Here is an 18066-nt window from a genome sequence, read left to right as displayed (position 1 = left end):
TCGCTCTCCACCACATGTCCGTGGGCTCGGCTGGCAAGCGCCCGATTGGCGCGGGCATGATTATATCCAGCCAGCGCCGCGAATGCCGCGGCCACCAGCACTAGCGCGAGTTTCGGTCGATCTCTGCCCAAAAGCATCCCTGTGACTGAACCCGTTTCGCGAGCAACCCTCATGGTAACGTTCGACTGTGCGCCTGGTCTGAGCCTTGGCTCGCTCCGCCAGCCGACGGCAATGCTGCACAGCCGGCTCGAGCGTGGGTGCGTGCCCAGGACCGGTTTGACGAGCGGAAGAGCTCGCGAGGCTCGTTACTTCGATGCCTGACCGGAGACAGGAACCAACCTTACCGGCACCGATTTGGCCGCGGGCACATGCGCCTTCTCCGCCCGATGCCACAAGGGAATCAAAGGATTGAGCTCCGGGTAGTAGCCTGCGCAATTTCCGGGAGGGATCGCGTAAGGCGTGACCCTCAGGCCCCGGACACGTCGCTCGACCCCATCCTCGGCTGCCGATTGCAGATCGATCTCGTCCCCGTCGGAAACCCCAAGCCGTTGCATATCGCGTTTGTTCATCAGCAGAACCATGCGCGTTCCATTGATGCCGCGCAATCTGTCGCGATAACCATAAATCGTGGTGTTGAACTGATCGTTTGAACGGATCGTAATGAGCGTCAGCACATCAGACTGAGAGACGTCGATGTCCGGATCGGTCTCCAACATGGTCGGCGCCTTGAAGTTGGCTTTCTTGTTGGGCGTCTGCCATACCCGCTTCGACGCCTTGATGTCGCGGTGGAACCCTCCCGGCGCCAAAAAACGTTTGTTGAAGTCCTTGAAGTGGTCCGGGTAGCAACGCTCGATCTCGTTCCTGATAAGGCTGTAGTCGCCGACCCATTCGTCCCACGGGACAGCGCTTTTGCCGCCCACCGTAGCCTTGGCGAGTTCGGCGACGATCCTTGGCTCGGAAAGCAGATCGGGACCCGCCGGCGGCCGGTAGCCGAACGAACCGTGAATGCAGGCCGTCGAGTCCTCCATCGAGACATGTTGCTCGCCGCCCGCCTGGCTGTCCCGCTCGATCCGTGACAAGCACGGAAGCAGATAGGTGACCGTGCCGGGGATGAGATGGCTGCGGTTGAGCTTCGTTGCGATCTGTACGTGCAGTCGCAGACGCCGCCACGCCTCCTCGATGAGACCCGTCTCCGGAACCGCGCGCACGAAATTACCGCCGAGGCCGATGAAGGCCTTCACGGATCCGTCGATGACGCCTTCGCACGTCTCCACCGTATCGCGGCCCTTTTCTCGGGGTGGCTCGAATTGGTAGAACGCGGCGAACTTGTCGAGCGGCACCAACTCGGGTTTTTCGGAAATGCCCACCGTGCGCTGGCCCTGCACATTGGAATGACCACGTAGCGGCGAAACGCCGGCGCCCGGTTTGCCGACATTGCCGCGCATCAGCAACAGATTGCACAGCATGTGGACGTTTTCGGTGCCGTGCCGATGCTGTGTCAGGCCCATGCCGTAATTGCCGATCACCGCGGAAGCCTCGCTGTAGATCCTGGCGACACGTTCCAGATCCGCGCGCGCGATGCCCGAACGTGCAACGATCTTGTCCCATGGCGTGCGCCGCAGATAGGCTTCGAATTCTTCGAAGCCGGACGTGTGTTCCGCGATGAAGCCCGTATCGAGAACGCGCCGGCCGCCGTTTTGCACGGCGGCATCATCCAGCGCGAGAAGGGATTTCGCGATTCCGGTCATGGCCGCAATATCGCCACCGCCGCGCACCTGGAAGAACTCGCTCGACATCTTCGTGCCCGGTCCGGGCGACAGCATTTCGACGGGGCTTTGCGGGTTCTTGAATCGCTCGAGACCGCGCTCGGGGAGGGGATTGAAGGTGATCACCGGAATGCCGCGCTGACGCGCCTCTTCGATCGGATGCAGCAGTCGCGGCGCGGTGACCCCGGTGTTGTGCCCGAAGAAGAACATGAGGTCACAATGTGCGAAATCTTCCAGCTGCACGGTGCCGACGGGCGAGCCGATCGACTCCGGCAGTCCCACGGATGTCGACTCGTGACACATATTCGAGGAATCCGGCAGGTTGCTCGAACCGTAAATGCGGGCGAAGAGCTGATACATGAACGACGCTTCGAGCGACGCCCGCCCGGAGGTGTAGAAGACGACGGATCGCGGATCGAGCTTTCTCAATTCCTTGCCGATTTGACGGAAAGCCGCGTCCCATGACACTGGCTCGTATTTGTCGGTAGCCTCGTTGTAGCGCATTGGCTCGACCAGCCGGCCCTGCTTTTCGAGGTCATGATCGGGCCAGTCGAGCAGCTCATTCACCCGGTGAGCGGCGAAGAATTCCGGCCCGCAGCGACGTTTGGTCTGGTCCCAGAGCGTGGCCTTGGCGCCGTTCTCGCAGAACTCGAAAGGCCGTGGCTCCGCTGGCTTGGCCCAGGAGCAGGACACACACATGTAACCGTCGGACTTGTTCTGCCGCATCAGCGTGCTCCAGATGCCCGACACGAGAAGACCTTCGCCGTGTGCCTTGCGTATGAGCGACTTCAGCGATCCCCAACCGCCGGTTGGGTGATTATATCGTTTGATTTTGACGTGGTCGGTGACGGACGGTTTCATGTGGGTGCTCGGCTGTTTGATGACGAACATCAACCTACCTTGGTCAGCTAGGTTCCCGCGTCCGGACCTCCGTTGCCGCGCCAACAGTTCACGGATTGGTGAAGTGCTCAGGAAACCAGGCCGGCATTCCTCCACATTGCGCCCCGTTCGGGAGGATGCCTGCAGCCAATTCCTTGCCACCGCGGCGTGATAAGCACGCTTGTGAGAGACGAGGCGTCCTGCCCAAACCACGCGACCGGAACTTATTTTCGGGCCCGTCGTTGCAGCTGGCATCACCGAGCAGTGTTTCCTCAGGCTGACTGACGATGTCTTCTATCCGCTATCTCCAGATGGCCTCCGAAGTCCTGTCGAAGCGGATGCGTTTCGAGAGACCCCGTCACGCGGGTAGTGATCGAGAGTGACACATCACCATCGCGGAACGGCGGTGTCGGACATGGGCAAACTGCGCTGCGCAGGGGGGATGGGGGCGTTGGCAGTCCTGCTTTCAGGGTGCAGCCAGTGGCAGTCGGCATTGCATCCTCAAGGCGGCGGCGCGCGAGCCATCCTCGGGCTGATCTGGCTTTTTACGGCCGTCTCCGTGGTGGTGTGGGTCCTTGTCGTGATGGCTCTGGCAATGGCTGTCCTTCACCGTCGGCGGGGTCGGCAAACAGGAGAGCCGCTTGCGGTCGATCGCAGACGTGAGCAGAACTTTTTTCGTGTCGTTGCCACAGCCGTTGCAGTAACCATCGCTGTCCTCATCGGACTGACCTTCGCCAGCTTCCTGACCGGAAAATCCAACGCCGCTCTCAACGGAGAGGCGTTTACCATCCATCTCACCGGTCATCAATGGTGGTGGGAGGCGCGCTACCAGCTTGACGGTCAATCCGACATTGTGACCGCCAACGAAATCCATCTGCCCGTGGACCTGCCGATCCGGGTCGAACTCGAGTCCGCCGATGTCATCCACAGCTTCTGGGTCCCGAGCCTCGCGGGGAAACGCGATCTCATCCCGGGCCGGCCGAGCGCGATCACGCTGCTGGTGGAAAAGGCGGGGACTTACCGTGACCAATGCGCGGAATTCTGCGGCTATCAGCATGCGCATATGGCAATGACGGTCGTGGCCGAAAGCCGCTCTGCCTTCGACGCCTGGGTTGCGCGGCAGCGGCTCGATGCCGTGCCGCCGAAGGAAGACGAAGCCCGTCGCGGGCAAGCGGCTTTCCTCGGAACCGGATGTGCGCTCTGTCACAGGATCCGCGGCACACCGGCGGTCGGCGCCGTCGGGCCGGATTTGACGCATCTGGCAAGCCGTGGCTCCCTTGCCGCCGACACCTTGCCGCTGACACGAGGCGCCCTCGCGGCGTGGATCGCCGACCCGCAGTCGATCAAGCCCGGCGCCAAAATGCCGAGCATCGATCTCAGTGCCGATGACCTCAATGCGGTGGTCGCCTATCTGGAGGGGCTGCAATGAGCGCGGCCGAGGTCGAGCTCAACGCGGAGGAGCTCAAGGGCATACGCGACACGGGCCTCGACGACGCCACGCTTCATGCATATCTGTCCAAGACCTGGAAGACACCCGATGGCCTCTACGGTTGGCTGGCGACCGTAGACCACAAGCGCATCGCCCAACGCTACGTCGTCACGGCCTTCCTGTTCCTTATCCTGGCCGGGATTTCCGCGCTCGTGATGCGCTTGCAGCTTGCTTCGCCCGAAGCGGGCCGCGTCGGCCCGGATCTCTACAATCAGCTTTTCACCATGCACGGCACGACGATGATGTTTCTCTTCGCCGTGCCGATGATGGAAGGCTTCGCTATCTACCTAGTGCCGTTGATGATCGGCTCGCGCAACGTCGCGTTTCCGCGCCTCAATGCCTTCAGCTATTGGGTCTATGTGTCCGGCGGATTGATGATCTGGGTGGCGTTTGCCTTCAACACCGGTGCCGATGCTGGGTGGTTTTCCTACGTACCGTTGGCAGGTCCCGAATACGGCACCGGCAAGCGCCCGGATTTCTGGGCACAGATGGTCACCTACACGGAGGTTTCGGCCCTTGCCGTCGCCGTGGAGGTCATTGCCACCGTCTTCAAGCAAAGAGCGCCGGGCATGACGCTGGACCGCATGCCGATCTATGTCTGGTCGGCTTTGGTGATGGCATTCATCATTCTCTTTGCGATGCCGGCGGTGATGGTGTCGAGCACGATGCTCATTCTCGACCGGCTCGTCGGGACGCAGTTCTTCAATCCGGCAAGCGGAGGCGACGTGCTTTTGTGGCAGCACCTCTTCTGGTTCTTCGGCCATCCGGAAGTCTACATCATCTTTATCCCGGCGACGGGCTTCGTTTCGGCTATCCTGCCTGCCTTCGTCCGCAGGCCGGTATTCGGCTACCTGGGGATCGTGCTGTCGCTTATAGGCATCGGGCTGCTGTCTTTCGGCCTGTGGGTGCATCACATGTTCGCCACCGGCCTGCCGCAGCTTGGCGAAAGCTTCTTCACCGCTTCCTCCATGATGATTGCCATCCCGAGCGGGATCCAGATCTTCTGCTGGATCGCCACGATTTGGGGCGGACGGCCGATCCTGGCAACGCCGCTCCTGTTCGTGCTCGGCTTTATTGTGACCTTCGTCATCGGCGGCTTGACCGGCGTCATGGTCGCGTCGGTGCCGCTCGATCTGCAGGTGCATGACACCTATTTCGTCGTCGCCCATCTGCACTACGTGCTGGTGGGCGGGGCGGTGTTTCCGCTGCTCGGCGCGGTCTACTATTGGTTTCCCAAGATCACCGGGCGCATGCTTTGCGAGCGGCTCGGGAAATGGAACTTCTGGCTGGTCTTCATCGGCTTCAATGCCACCTTCTTTCCGATGCACATTCTGGGCCTGCAAGGAATGCCGCGACGGGTCTACACCTATCCGCTCGAAAGCGGCTGGGGAGGCACGAACCTCTTCGTCAGCCTGTGCAGCCTCGTCCTGGCTGCCGGGTTCGGAGTTCTCTTCCACAACGTCGTCCTTAGTCTCAGGCGCGGGCGCCTCGCCGGGGACAACCCCTGGGGCGCGAGCACGCTGGAATGGGCAACCGCCTCGCCGCCGCCGTCGTACAATTTCCCGCGCATTCCGGTGGTCGACCATCGCGAGCCGCTCTGGAAGGATGCCGAGGTACTTCCTGTCGCGGAGGGGCTGCGCATCGACGCACGCGAGGTGATAGCCGGTACCGTCGCCGATGCGGTGCCGCAAATCCGCCAACCCTCGGCCGACAATTCCATCTGGCCGTTTCTCGCCGCCATTGCGGTCGGCGTGGCTTTTCTGGCCTCGATCTATACGCCTTGGGCCGTGGTTTGGGGCTCCTTGCCGGTGGCGGTGACCTTCATCGGCTGGTTCTGGCCCAAGGCTATTCCGGAGGACGAGGAATGAAGCACCGCGCCGTTGCCGATATCAGCCGGCTGCCGACCTATGATTTCGGCGCGAGCACTCCCATGTGGTGGGGAACGCTGGCCTTCATCGCGCTCGAGGCGACCGGTTTTGCCCTCGCGATCGGCGCCTATCTCTATTTGGCGTCGGTCAGTCCGCAGTGGCCGATCGCCGCGCCGCCACCGGACCTGTTCCCGGGCACGGCCATACTGGTCGTTCTCCTCATCAGCGTCGTTCCCAATCACATGGTCGAGCAATGGGCAAAGAGGCAGGATCTGGCGAAGGTGCGCGTCGGCATGATCGTGATGTCAGCCGTTGGTTTCTTGCCTTTGCTGCTGCGCATCTGGGAGTTCGCGGCACTGGAGATCCGCTGGGACCAGAACGCCTACGGCTCGATAATCTGGTTCATCATCGGATTGCATACGACCCACCTGCTTACGGATGTCGGCGATACGGTCGTGCTTGCGGTCCTCATGTTTACGGACAAGGGCAATACGGGCCGACGTTTCAGCGATGTGGCCGACAATGCCTTCTACTGGGATTTCGTGGTCGCTTCTTGGGTCGTGCTCTATTTCATAATCTACTGGTTCCCGAGGATGTGAGATGCAGGCCATCAGGCACCGGCAGCGTTTCTCGCGCCACCACACTGCGTTGCGTGGTCTGGCCGGGCTTCTGCTGTTTGCCGGAGGCCTCGTTTTTCTGCTGCGCGTGCGTCCACGCGAAGCCATTCCATCGAGCGCCTTGGACGTTGCCTCGTTGCCGCGAGACAAAATCGTGACATGGAGCGCCGCCTTCCTCGTGAGTGCCGTTTTCGTGGCCGGTGCCTATCTCGCGCAGGCATGGCGCGCGGAGTTCCTGAGCGAGGCGCAGATCAATCAGCAGACCGGCGGCGAGGCTGCCCGGGCCATCCCGGCGATGATCCGCAACGGTTGCGGCGGATGCCATGAGATTCCCGGTGTACCCGGCGCCAGAGGGACGGTCGGCCCGTCGCTGGCCGGCGTCTCCCGGCGGCTCTATATCGGCGGCACGGCGCGAACTTCCTCCGATGTGATGATACGCTGGATCAGCCGTGCACGGGACGTGGACCCGAAAACGGCCATGCCCAACACCAACCTGTCGCCGCAGGAGGCACGCGACATCGCCGCCTATCTCTATGCACGAACGTGACCTGGAAGGAGCCGTCCCAGGTAGCGTCGGGCAAGCAGCCACACACAAAGCAAAAGGAGCGCGGCGCAGGCGGCGACGAGCGCCTCCACGCAGATCAGCATCAGTGTTTCCGGGGTTTGCGCGCCCGCCCGCATCTGGCGCACATCGGACGCCGCGACGTTGACCTCGGGATTGCCGAAATGGGCGAAAACATAGTTGGCAAGGCTTGCGACCTGGCCATCGTCGAGCCAATCGGCGAACGCGGCCATGGAAGCGCGGCCCGCGACGCCTCCGGCCTGGACGCCATAGAGGATCGTCATCACCACGTTTTGCGATGTCGGCGCCCCCGTCGTCGTGTTGTAGACGAGCGAGGGGAAGCCGCCGTCGGGTGACCCACGCCCATCGGGTCCATGGCAATCGGCGCAGAGCGAGGCATAGAGTCCGGCTCCGTCGGAGGTGATGTTGCCGTGCAGCACGTTTTGGCCGTCCGGCCCGGCACTGGCGGCGATGCCTGGCCGCGAGGACCGCGGCTGCTTCTCCTCGCCGGCTTGGGCCGGTACGCTGCGCAAATAGGCGACGATTGCACGGATGTCGCCGTCGGGCAGATGGCTCAGGCTGTTGGTCACCGTTTCGGCCATTGGCCCACCGGCGTAGGACTTGCCGGGCAGAGCGCCGGTCTTGAGAAAGCGCCCGAGTTCGGCGTCGCTCCAGCCGCCGACGCCGGCTGTCGGGTCGGACGTGATGTTGTAGGCCTGCCAGACGCCCGCCGAGCCGCCGGCGAGGTTCTTTTGCCTGTCCATCCCCAGCGTCATGTTGCGCGGCGTATGGCATGCGCCGCAATGGCCAAGCACTTCGACGAGGTAGGCGCCCCTGTTCCATTCGTTGTCGCGGGACGGGTCCGGAGCGAACCCGCCGCCGCGCCAGTTCGCGATCTTCCAGAACTTCACGATGGCACGCTGGCTGAAAGGAAAGGGCAGGATGTTATCGGGACGGGGTTGATGCATCGGTGGCTGGGCGAAGAGATAGGCCTTGATGGCAAGAACGTCGGCGCGGCTCATCTGCGCGAAGCTGTCGTAAGGCATGGCCGGATAGAGGTCGGCGCCGTCCCGCCGCTTGCCTTCCCGTACCGCGCGGACGAACTCGTCATCCGAATAGAGTCCGATGCCGGTGTCGCGGTCGGGCGTGATATTCGTCGAATAGACCTCCCCGAACGGCGTCGGCACCCGGTAGCCGCCAGCCAGCGGCCGGCTTGGTTCCGAGGTGTGGCAGCCGATGCAATCGGCGGCGCGCGCAAGATATTCGCCCCGATCGATCTCGGAGGCCCAAAGCGGCGGGACGCCTGCCAGCAGCAGCACCAAGAGGAAAGCCATGGACTTCGCAAGGAACAATGCCGTCCGGATGCACCAATCCTGCGGCGCAAAATGGGGTCGACCCAACTTGATATGCAGCATGGTCGAAAACCTGAAGCAGATGGCTCCGGCCTAACCACGGGCGGCGAGCTATGTTCCTGAGCCTCGGCCAGCATGCAATGGCCACGAACGAGACAGCGGTGCCGCGGCATCGGCAGCAACGGCCTTACGATCGCAAGTGAACCGAAATCCGGTCGACCTCGTCACGGTGGCGCCCGCTGCCGTGCAGGCGGTTCGTTCTCGGCTGAGGAACAGAAGCTTCATGCCAATGGAACGGGTTGCGACGCCTCACGTTGCTGTTGCGAAGAGGAGATCACGATGAGACAAGCGGTCATGGCTGTTGTCGCGATGGTTTTGCTCACAGCGTGCAGCAACAGCGATCCGGTGCAATCCAAGAGCGATCCCAACACCCAGCCAGTCGATCAAAACCCCAAAGTCGACAAGGACCCGACGCCTCAGACCTCCACGGGAGGGGATCAGCAGGGAACCCAGCCGGCTCAGGGGACCCTGCCGGCGAAGCCTGCTTCTCCCTGATTCACGAAGAGGTCCGATCAGCTAGCGGACCGCTGATGCTCGTCGTTGCGCCCGTCGACCGAGCGTTTTCGCTCGATTTCCTCCGGCTCTTTCTTGTCGATTTGGGTGAGATCGTTGCGCGCATTACCGGTCGCGCGGATCAACTCGTCCAGCTTGGCCTGCAAGGCTTGGGTATCGCGGTGCTCCGCCCGCTGGATGAGAAGCGTCATGGCCCAGGTCACGAGGGTGGCGACGCCATGCCAGTCGAGTGTTTCATGCTCGAAGACAATCCACGCGACGGTGTAACCAACAAGAATCAGAAAGGCCCAGGGCTTCGCCGTCAGCGTGCCGGTTGTGGTCAGAATTTCTCGGACGGGATGAACGGCCATCATCACGAACGTGGTCGGCGATTTTGAGTTCCAGATTGCGTGCGGAATGGAACACCGGTCCTTTGTGCAAGTTGTCCGGTCGAGGAGACCAGATATGAGCGCAACCGTAGAGTTCTTTCGAAGTTGGTTACAGGAGAATGTCGGTAACCTACCTGCCGACACGCAGGTCAGTATAGCGGTGCTGGCGCAACAGTTCGAACAAGATGCCGATGCCGCCGGATACGGACGCGAAATCCGCGAGGAGGAAATCGGTCATATCGAAGATGCCATCCAGCGCGCGCTCGATCAGGCGAGCGAGAATGATCCTGAAGGGGCAAGGATTCCACCTGAAGAGAGCCCCCTGGCGCCGGTCATCGAAGCCTTGGAGACCTCCGAAGAGATAGGCGGTTCGGGCACGGCCCCAGACGAAGAAGAGCGGGCAACATAGTGTGGACCTGCAGGGAACCGGCGACCTGAGGCCCGCAGATCCGGTCTGCCATCTGCGCGTCGCAGGCGAGTTAGCGAGGCAATCTTTGGCCCGTACGGAACTTTCCGCCTTAGCCCGTTTTTTAGCTTCATCAACTTGTCGAGGGGCGAAAGATGACGCCGAAACCCGACCGGCATTGTGCGCGGCCGAGGGAGGATGGCGTTCGGCAGTGAGGCAGTGGAGTTTGAAGCTTTTCAAGAATTGCGTTGAGCGGCTTTTTTGCCGCGCCTGCCTGGTGATGACCGCAGTGGCCCTGGCTGCTTGTACGTCCTCCGACCCCGTCCAACAGCAATCCAGGACGGTCGCATCAGCCGCGCAGACGGCAGCCCTGGCAACCGACGCCTGGATGGCAGGAGCCGCCCCTGCACGCTATACGGCGGCCACATTGCAATCGCTTGCCGAAACCGTCACCGAGGCCGATCGGCAGTTGCGGTCGGACGCCTCGCCCGAACCCGGAAGGAGCAGTGAAGTTTCGGCGGCGATGACACGGCTGTCAACGGCGGTGAAAGATGCCGAAGCCGCCGTGAAGGCCGGCAGCCGGCCGCAGGCGGACAAGGCGCGGCAGGATCTTAACGGCGCGATGGCGGATCTGACTGTCGCCGCTGCCAGATACGACCAGCCGAAGTCATGAAAAAGCTGCTCGAGATTTCGCTTGGGGTCGTTACCAGTGTTGGGGGCTTTCTGGAGATCGGCTCGATGGCGACGGCCGCTCAGGCCGGCGCATTGTTCGGATTCCAGCTGATCTGGTCGGTCGTTCTTGGCACCGTCTGCATCATCTTCCTGGTCGAGATGGCCGGCCGCTTCGCTGCCGTGAGCCGCCACACGATAGCGGACGGCATCCGCGAGCGGTTCGGCTTCAATGCCTTCCTGTGGCCGCTCCTGACCACGGTGCTGGTCAATTTCATGGTGCTGTCGGCGGAGATCGGTGGCGTTGCCATTGCCGGCGAACTTGCCACGGGCATCAGCTTCCAATGGTGGGCGCTGCCTGTCGCTTTCGTAGCGTGGCTGTTGTTGTGGAAAGGCACGTTCGGCCTGATCGAGAAGGGCGTCTCGACGCTCGGCCTTGTCACGCTCTGTTTCGTCGTCGCGGCGGTGATGCTCAAGCCGGACTGGAAACAGGTTGCTGACGGCGCCGCGCCGAGCCTGCCCAGTCACGATACGGCAAACTACTGGTTCATGGCCGTCAGCATTCTTGGCGCCTCGATATCACCTTATCTCTTCATGTTTTACTCTTCGGGGGCGATCGAGGACCGGTGGGACAAGAACTATCTCGGCACCAATCGCGCCATTGCCGGCCTGGGTATGAGCTTTGGCGGGACAATTTCCGTCGGCGTTCTGATCGTGGCCGCGCTCGTGCTCGGCGCGCATGGTATAAGTCAGGTGGACGACTACAATCAGCTGCCGCTGATGCTCATCCCTATCTTCGGGTTCTGGGGTTTCGTGCTGTTTGTCGCTTCACTCGGCATTGCCTGCTTCGGCGCCGTGCTCGAAATTGCGCTGCAACAGGCTTACCTGATCGCGCAGGGCTTTGGCTGGACATGGGGCGAGGACAGCAAGCCGCGTGACAATCCGGGCTTCGCCAGCGTCTATTCGGTGTCGATTTTCCTTGCCGCGATCCCGATCGCGCTTGGCCTCGATCCGCTCAGGCTGACGGTCTTTTCCATGGCGATTACCGCTGCCAGCCTGCCGCTGACCGTGGTACCTTTTCTCTTCCTGCTGAACGACAAGCATTACGTCGGCGAGCATCGCAACGGGATCATCTCGAATATCGCGGTGATCTTCATCATCACGCTGGGCTTTGTGCTTGCTGTGGTGACCATCCCCCTGCAGATATTCGGAGGCACCTGATGAAGCTGCTGCGCGATATGCTGGACAAACAGGTTGTCGATCGTGAGCAGGTCAAGATCGGCAAGCTGGACGGTTTGGTCGCCGAACTGAGGCCAGGCAAGCCGCCCAGGATCATTGCCATAGAAGTTGGATCGGTTACGCTGGCGCGCCGCCTTGGAAGGCTGCCAGGGCGCTGGATGGCGCGCCTTGCGGCAAAACTCGGTGGCGAACGGCACGCCCGGCCGCATCGGATCCCCTGGAGCAAGGTGCGCGACATCGGCGTCGACATCGAATTCGACATCGACGTGCGCGAGACGGAAATCTTCGACTGGCAGGATTGGTTGCGCGATCATGTCATCGGCCGAATTCCGGGAGCCTGAAGATGGCGATCGTGAACGTCGACCATCTGGCTGGCCGGAGGGTCCTGTCCCAAAATGGCGAAAGCATAGGCTACATAGAGGAGATCGTCGCGGAATCGCAAGGCGACGACTTCGTCGTCACCGAATTCCACATCGGCATTTTCGCCGCTTTTGAACGCCTGTCCGCTTCCTCCGTAGGTACCGCTGTTCTCGACCTTTTTGGACTTCGCCGCCGCGAGGGGCTCTATCGAATTCCGTGGGACAAGTTGGATATTTCGGATCCGATGAAGCCCAAGCTCCTTTGCACGAAGGAAGAACTTGGTGGCATGAAGGCGGAGCCCGAGAGCGGGACATGAAGCTATCACGCGGGCCGACCTAACTTGGCCGAAGCGCATCGGCGCCTGCTCTGGTTTCGCTTGATCGAATCCAAAGGCCGGCCATGAGAAGCGCTGCTCCGCCATAGACAAGGCCAGCCGGAATCCACATCACCAATCCCGCGAGCTGCTGGTCTTCGATAGGGCTCAGGTTCCACAACGCCGCGCCGACAGCGTTTTGCGGATACCAGAGCTTCGGCGACAAAAGCAGCAGAACGCCGAGCAGACCGGTGTGCAGCGAGGTGACGAACAGATGCATCACGGCGTTGCCATAATTCTGCTGGCGGCCTGGACGTGGCAGCAAGGTCCACCAGAAGAGCAGGCCAGTGCCGAAGAAGCTTGCGTGCTGCGCGTAGTGCAGCACGCCCTGCTGAAGTGCTATCTCGAACAGGGCCGGGATGTGCCAGACCCAGATCGCGATGCCGTGGATGACGGTCGTGTTGAGCGGACGGGCGACGAAGGCCCAGGTCATCCGCAGCAGTTTCCCATGCCCGATCGTTCCAAGATTGCGCCGAAACCCGGCGGGCAATGCCCACAGCAAGGCCGCGGCAGGACATGCTGCAACCAGCAAGGGCGCCGCCATGGCCATCAGCAGTTCATGTTCGATCATGTGCGCAGCAAAGACCCGTTGGCCAAGCGCATGGATCGGACTGACCAAAGCCGCCGTCAAGACAATCCAGCCCATGGCGAACCACAGTGCCTGCCGTGCCCGTATAGGCCTGCCGTGGCCACTGCGGCGCCACAGCCGCGTCGCGCCGGTCGCATAGGCAATGGCCACCGCCATCAGCGGCAGGGTAATCGGCAGCGCCAAGGTCCATCCCGCTGCCGGCGCGCCCGCGCCGTAGCAAATCGAACTGGAGAAGAATGCATCGAAGCTCATCGCAGGCAGCCATCGACGATGAGTGCGGCGCTGGCTTGCATGAGGATGACCAGCGCAAACAACAAAGCCGTCCCCATGCCGAGATCGGCAATGAAGCGTTCAGTGTTTTGCTTGCGCCCGGAGGCGCCGTGTAGCCGCCTTGCCCGCCATGATAGCGCACCTCCGACGAGCGAAAGCAGCGTAAGCGTCAAAGCCAAGGGCAGCACGACTGGCACCTGATGGGCGCATTGCCAAGGCACCAGAACGTAGTTCACTTGCGTCGCGATAGCCCAACTCAGCGGTCCTGACAGGAGCCCGCACCAGGAAGAACCCGATAGAACCGTGCGCATCCGAACTCGGTGTCCGCTTCACCAACGTGGGAACCCGCAAAGCGACCATGCTGAAGAATTCCGGCTGTCGCGCGAGCTGCCACTTCCAGCTATGTTGCCACAGCCGCCGCGGATCTAACGACGGTGCGAAAGCAATGTTCCGACAAGGAACAAATGGCCTCGCGGGGTCACGTGGACCATTCGAAACGAACCCGGCTTCGGCGGCCCAGTTGACCGGGAGCACGATGGGTCGAAAGTTGGCGGCAGGGATCCTGGAACGAGTTTACGTCCAGACAGGAACGATCCTCATTCTCCTGCATTCTTCCTAGTCTCCGTTAACATCTTTTGCCGAGGGCCGACCATTGTTACTCCAGGACCGCGCGAACCAGGCGGATAGCATTTCCATCGTCGATCTGATCCCGGCGCTGAGGGCTTTCGCGCGCACTTTTTGCCGCGCCCCCGGGGACGCCGACGATCTGGTGCAGGAGACCCTGACCAAGGGTCTTGCCAATCTGGACAAATTCGAGCCGGGAACGCGAATGAAATCCTGGCTCTTCACCATCATGCGCAACACCCACTATACCCGCGTCAGAGCGGCAGCCAGGGAGGCGCCCGGGCTGCTTGACTGCGCCTCCAGCCGCCCGATTTCCGAAGCGTCCCAGGACTGGTCGATGCAGAGCAAGGAAGTACACGGTGCCATCCAGGCGCTTCCCGCGCATCAGCGCGAAGTGCTGATGCTGATCGGGGTGCTGGGAGTCAGCTACGAGGAAACGGCAGAGATATGCGGGTGCGCGGTGGGAACCGTGAAAAGCCGCCTGAATCGCGCACGCGCGGGCGTGCTGGAAGCGCTTGGCGAGACCTCGTCGCAATCACTGGTCGAAAGGCGCAGTTATTTGTCCGAAGACCATTACGATACCGGCGCCGAACGCCACCGATAATCAGCTCAACTTGATCGTCGTCTCGCGTAGGCGCTTTTCGACCAGCGCATTCTGCAGCTCCATCGCAAGCGCGGTCAGGCGATCAGGAACTTTCTCCTGTTCGATGGCTGACAGCAGTGACGCAATCTCCTGGTCCATGCCTAGACTTGCCTGGGGGCCAAGGTTGCGCTGGCTCATGCGAGACATCGCATTCTCTTAACAAATGATATTCCTGTAAAACAGTGTGCACAGGCGGCCGGCGTTTGCAAGGCAATCCCGGCCTGCAATCCGGCCGGCCTCCGGCTCTGCACAACATTGTTCGGCAATCCGAAATTTTCCCTTCGAGCCGTCACGGTAAGGCGACGATTCAGCTCAGCGTGGTCGTCCACCGACGGTCCCTCGATCGGTTGCCATCGAGCCGGCGTCGCAGGGCATGCCGATTCCACATCCATGGTTGAACTGGACATCGCTGCGATTCCTCTCGAACACGGGTTGAGGCACTATGTTCCTCCGGCTCGAAGAAGAAATGCAGTTCCGTCCCAGCGGCTGAATGGCATCTCCGCGTCGACGATGATCCGCATGCCGGACGCATTTGCGAACCGATGGATGTCGTAGCGGTCAAGGGCGACCGCCCCCCGGTAGGAGTAGTTCAAAACCGCTGCCATGCCGCCGGGCCTGAGCACCCGCGCCATCTCGCTCAAGTGCCGCTCGGCAAGCCCGGCTAGCACCAGATAGGGAAAACTGTCGACAACCAGTATGCCGTCGAAACTCTTGTCGGCGAAGTCGGTGAGGTCCAAGCCCGATGTCTGCCGCAGTTCCACATTGGCAAACGATGCGCATTGCCGGCCTGCGATCGCCAGCATGGTCGAAGAAATGTCGATGCCAACCAAACGGCCGACCATGGCGTGAAGGGCCCTTTCGAACCGACCAATGCCGCACCCGATATCCAGTATGTCCTTGCCGGATCCGGTAAAGCCGTGACCTTCCAGCCAGCCGACAATTTCGGCCGTCGTTGCCGCCAGGATTTCCTCGTCGCCGAGCGAGGACAATTGTACGCTCGCGGCAGGCGAAATGGCGGCCGCGCCGTCAAAGCCGCTCGCCAGCCGCTGCACGGTAGCAGTGGTCGTTTCACCTTCGCCAATGTCATGGCAAACCGCAGCGGCCGCTGCGCGAAGGTCCTCGAAATTATCCAGCTTGCGCAAAAGCAGCGCAGCAACGGACTTAAGCCAATATCGTTCGGCACTGTCGTTTGACCGCATGGTCAAGGCGATATCCGCCAAATCCGCCGCGTCAATTGCTGTGTCCACATGAACCGCCAGCCTGGCGAGGGCGACTTCGGGGGAAACGCCGTCGATCATGCAAATCTCGAGCGTGCGCATTGCCGCTGCCGCCTCATGGACAGATCCGGGACGCGGCGCCGTCATGCCGGCGTGCTCCGCGTCCACATCCTTTGTCTGGTCCAGCGGTCGAGCGCGCCCCAGCCATATTTGTAGCTTTCCTGGCCACGCAGGAAATCGAATTCCCGCGCGCCTTCACGGAGAGCCTCGCCAATGGCGTGACCGATCAGGATCGCTCCCGGGCTCTCGCCGGCATAGGCTGGATCGAAGCCGCCGAGATAGGCATAGGCGCGGCGGCCATGATGGAACCCGTAATAGGCGCCGACAACCGAGCCGCCGATCTCGATCAGCCAGCATCGGGCCAAGCCCTCCGCCGCAAGGCGGGGGAGGGCATTCCGGTGAAATTCCCGCGTGGCGGCGTCAGCCAGCACGCCACCGCCTTGCCCATCCCAACGCGCGCCATGCAACCGGATCAGCTGGCCGAGGAATGTTTCGGGATCGGCCTCGGCGCGCCGGATGTCGACACGGTCTCTGCGGCGTGCGGCTTGGTGGGCGCGGCGCAACTGACGCCTGCGCCGGGCGGGGACGCAACCCGTCAGCGACGCATCGCCAGCAAGCGGGAGCACCGGGCATGCGGCATGGCCCGAATGGCAATTCTCCCGCACGGCCGGCAGTGTCAGGGCCAGGGCGGCTGCCCCAGTCGCGAGATCAGGCAGGACCCATTGCGACCATTCGAGCGAGAGTACAGCCTCGGCGATTGCCGCGTTGACCGCTGATTGTTGTTCCGGTGCGCTCAAAATGTCGAGATAGTCGCTGAGTGAAATGCCGATCGGCAACAAGCGCGGACCGGAAGCGTGCGCTTGCTGATAGAGCGGCGCCAGGCCGGCAAGATCGTGTCCGTTCCATACGGCGATCGCCGTCAATTCACCCGGCGCGAATGTCCGCCACCATGGCAGGAGCCAGGCGGGAGACTGGAAAGGCGTCGCGGCGGGACATCGCGACCAGAGCCGCCGCCAGCTCGGTCCAAGCGCCTCCAATGCTCCTTCGTCGCGGATGATCTCGGCGTGGAGACCGCTCACGGGTGGGTCTCCAGCGCGGGCTGGCGAGCGCCAAGCCGCGCCAGGCCTTCATATACATCCATGTAAGACGAGAGCATATGCTCGAGGGAGAAGCGGCGGCGCGCCTCGGTCCGGCATGTTTCGTTGTCGAGATCGGCCGAGGCCATGATGGCTCGCGCCATCTCGTCGACGTCGTCGACTAGAAAGCCGGTCTTGCCATGCTCGACGACGTTGGGCAGCGCGCCATTCGGAAAGGCAACGACCGGCGTGCCGCAAGCGAGCGCCTCCATGGCGACAAGCGAGCTTGTTTCGGCGGCGAGGCTGGGGATGACCAGGCAGCTGGCGGCATTGAGAAAACGCCGTTTGGCGAAAAAGCCGAGCGGTCCGAGGAAGCGCCTATGCCTGTCGAGACGCGGCGCGACTTCATCGTGGAAATACTGGATATGCGTCTGGTAGGGATAGAGCCTGCCGCCGATGGCCAGCGGCACGCCCGCCTGCTTGGCTGCTTCGAGCGCGAGGTGAATGCCTTTTTCGGGGCATATTCGACTGAGCACCAGCGCGAAATTGCGCCGCGATCGGGTTTCGCTCAAAGCATCGATGTCGACGCCGTTCGGAATCGGCGGCACCAGAATGGAGCCGGCCGGAGCTGTTTCCTGCTGCGCCGCCGATACCGCGTGGAGCCAGAGGTCCTCGCGCACCGGTCGTAGCACCGCCGGCGGGTACCATTCGAGCGGCAGGTGCAGTGTTACCAGCGTCGGGCCAGTGTCCGGCAGGTAGGCATCGAAGTCGATGCCGTGCAGATGAACCACATCGACCGGCCAGCGTGCGCGGGCTTCAGCGATTGCCGCACGATGCGCGTCCTGAGCCCGCCTCTTGGCTGCCTCATCGAGTACGCCCGTTTCGGCAGGGGTCTCGATCAGGGTGCCGGCCGTGTTGGAGCCCTGGCAAGCGACGACAAGGGAACGATGGCCCATCCGCACCAGCGCACGGTCCAGCATGGACAGCACTTGTTCCGCGCCGCCGACGGCGTCAGGCCCGACCGGGGCCAGGGGATAGGCTACATTGAGGACCGTGAGGGTCACAG

General features: G+C 62.2%; 20 protein-coding genes. 11 read left to right on the top strand and 9 right to left on the bottom strand.

Annotation, left to right across the window (positions count from 1 at the left end; all coding sequences use genetic code 11):
• Positions 1 to 305: 305 nt before the first annotated feature.
• On the bottom strand, positions 306 to 2627 hold the full coding sequence (locus FJ548_RS26795; protein WP_140607277.1) for an FdhF/YdeP family oxidoreductase: 2322 nt from the start codon (positions 2625 to 2627) through the stop codon (positions 306 to 308).
• Between the two features lie 433 nt (positions 2628 to 3060).
• Between FJ548_RS26795 and coxB the strand changes: the two genes are divergently transcribed.
• The 4 genes from coxB to FJ548_RS30070 are packed head-to-tail and all read left to right on the top strand — an operon-like array spanning position 3061 to position 7166.
• Complete coding sequence (coxB, locus tag FJ548_RS26790) at positions 3061 to 4074, top strand: cytochrome c oxidase subunit II (RefSeq protein WP_181168919.1); 1014 nt, start codon at positions 3061 to 3063, stop codon at positions 4072 to 4074.
• Positions 4071 to 6002: a cytochrome c oxidase subunit I gene (gene ctaD, locus FJ548_RS26785; RefSeq protein ID WP_140779444.1), complete on the top strand. Its 1932-nt coding sequence runs from the start codon at positions 4071 to 4073 to the stop codon at positions 6000 to 6002. Before coxB ends, ctaD begins: the two co-directional genes overlap by 4 nt.
• A complete protein-coding gene (locus tag FJ548_RS26780) occupies positions 5999 to 6601 on the top strand; it encodes a cytochrome C oxidase subunit III (RefSeq protein WP_140607155.1) in 603 nt (200 codons plus the stop codon). The genes ctaD and FJ548_RS26780 overlap by 4 nt, the downstream gene beginning before the upstream one ends.
• Before the next feature lies 1 nt (position 6602).
• Positions 6603 to 7166, top strand: a complete 564-nt coding sequence (locus FJ548_RS30070) for a c-type cytochrome (protein WP_181168918.1) — start codon at positions 6603 to 6605, stop codon at positions 7164 to 7166.
• Here FJ548_RS30070 and FJ548_RS26770 read toward each other — a convergent pair.
• Positions 7151 to 8515 carry a cytochrome c gene (locus FJ548_RS26770; RefSeq protein WP_181168917.1) on the bottom strand — a complete coding sequence of 455 codons (1365 nt, stop codon included), beginning with the start codon at positions 8513 to 8515 and terminating at the stop codon, positions 7151 to 7153. The genes FJ548_RS30070 and FJ548_RS26770 overlap by 16 nt on opposite strands.
• 357 nt (positions 8516 to 8872) lie before the next feature.
• Between FJ548_RS26770 and FJ548_RS26765 the strand changes: the two genes are divergently transcribed.
• Positions 8873 to 9088 carry a hypothetical protein gene (locus FJ548_RS26765; RefSeq protein ID WP_140779443.1) on the top strand — a complete coding sequence of 72 codons (216 nt, stop codon included), beginning with the start codon at positions 8873 to 8875 and terminating at the stop codon, positions 9086 to 9088.
• A gap of 17 nt (positions 9089 to 9105) precedes the next feature.
• Here FJ548_RS26765 and FJ548_RS26760 read toward each other — a convergent pair whose 3' ends face one another.
• Positions 9106 to 9459 (bottom strand): low affinity iron permease family protein, encoded by a 354-nt coding sequence (locus tag FJ548_RS26760; protein WP_319022920.1) that lies wholly within the window; start codon positions 9457 to 9459, stop codon positions 9106 to 9108.
• 91 nt (positions 9460 to 9550) lie between these two features.
• On the opposite strand from FJ548_RS26760, the gene FJ548_RS26755 reads away from it, so the two are divergent.
• From FJ548_RS26755 to FJ548_RS26735, 5 genes are all read left to right on the top strand, one after another.
• Positions 9551 to 9883 carry a DUF768 domain-containing protein gene (locus FJ548_RS26755; protein WP_140779442.1) on the top strand — a complete coding sequence of 111 codons (333 nt, stop codon included), beginning with the start codon at positions 9551 to 9553 and terminating at the stop codon, positions 9881 to 9883.
• A gap of 85 nt (positions 9884 to 9968) precedes the next feature.
• Positions 9969 to 10553: a hypothetical protein gene (locus FJ548_RS26750; RefSeq protein WP_140779441.1), complete on the top strand. Its 585-nt coding sequence runs from the start codon at positions 9969 to 9971 to the stop codon at positions 10551 to 10553.
• The gene (locus tag FJ548_RS26745; protein ID WP_140779440.1) at positions 10550 to 11770 is read left to right on the top strand and encodes an Nramp family divalent metal transporter; all 1221 of its coding nucleotides are present in this window, start codon (positions 10550 to 10552) and stop codon (positions 11768 to 11770) included. Before FJ548_RS26750 ends, FJ548_RS26745 begins: the two co-directional genes overlap by 4 nt.
• Entirely contained in the window at positions 11770 to 12129 is a 360-nt protein-coding gene (locus FJ548_RS26740; RefSeq protein WP_140779439.1) for a hypothetical protein, read from the top strand. The genes FJ548_RS26745 and FJ548_RS26740 overlap by 1 nt, the downstream gene beginning before the upstream one ends.
• A gap of 2 nt (positions 12130 to 12131) precedes the next feature.
• Positions 12132 to 12464: a hypothetical protein gene (locus FJ548_RS26735; protein WP_140779438.1), complete on the top strand. Its 333-nt coding sequence runs from the start codon at positions 12132 to 12134 to the stop codon at positions 12462 to 12464.
• Positions 12465 to 12483: 19 nt separating this feature from the next.
• Here FJ548_RS26735 and FJ548_RS26730 read toward each other — a convergent pair whose 3' ends face one another.
• Entirely contained in the window at positions 12484 to 13362 is an 879-nt protein-coding gene (locus FJ548_RS26730) for a cytochrome c oxidase assembly protein (RefSeq protein WP_140779437.1), read from the bottom strand.
• Entirely contained in the window at positions 13359 to 13616 is a 258-nt protein-coding gene (locus FJ548_RS26725; protein WP_246671419.1) for a hypothetical protein, read from the bottom strand. Before FJ548_RS26725 ends, FJ548_RS26730 begins: the two co-directional genes overlap by 4 nt.
• Positions 13617 to 14032: 416 nt before the next feature.
• On the opposite strand from FJ548_RS26725, the gene FJ548_RS26720 reads away from it, so the two are divergent.
• Positions 14033 to 14608, top strand: a complete 576-nt coding sequence (locus FJ548_RS26720; RefSeq protein ID WP_140607145.1) for a sigma-70 family RNA polymerase sigma factor — start codon at positions 14033 to 14035, stop codon at positions 14606 to 14608.
• Here FJ548_RS26720 and FJ548_RS26715 read toward each other — a convergent pair whose 3' ends face one another.
• The 4 genes from FJ548_RS26715 to FJ548_RS26700 form a co-directional block, all read right to left on the bottom strand.
• The gene (locus FJ548_RS26715; protein ID WP_140607144.1) at positions 14609 to 14794 is read right to left on the bottom strand and encodes a hypothetical protein; all 186 of its coding nucleotides are present in this window, start codon (positions 14792 to 14794) and stop codon (positions 14609 to 14611) included. It lies immediately after the preceding gene.
• A gap of 293 nt (positions 14795 to 15087) precedes the next feature.
• Entirely contained in the window at positions 15088 to 16011 is a 924-nt protein-coding gene (locus FJ548_RS26710) for a class I SAM-dependent methyltransferase (protein ID WP_140779436.1), read from the bottom strand.
• Positions 16008 to 17003, bottom strand: coding sequence for a GNAT family N-acetyltransferase (locus tag FJ548_RS26705; protein ID WP_140779435.1), 996 nt, complete (start codon positions 17001 to 17003; stop codon positions 16008 to 16010). The genes FJ548_RS26710 and FJ548_RS26705 overlap by 4 nt, the downstream gene beginning before the upstream one ends.
• On the bottom strand, positions 17000 to 18064 hold the full coding sequence (locus tag FJ548_RS26700) for a glycosyltransferase (RefSeq protein ID WP_140779434.1): 1065 nt from the start codon (positions 18062 to 18064) through the stop codon (positions 17000 to 17002). Before FJ548_RS26700 ends, FJ548_RS26705 begins: the two co-directional genes overlap by 4 nt.
• Between the last annotated feature and the right edge of the window lie 2 nt (positions 18065 to 18066).

It is taken from the genome of Mesorhizobium sp. B2-4-17, from assembly GCF_006441275.1.
GTDB lineage: Bacteria > Pseudomonadota > Alphaproteobacteria > Rhizobiales > Rhizobiaceae > Mesorhizobium.
This window is presented reverse-complemented; position numbering and strand designations above follow the sequence as displayed.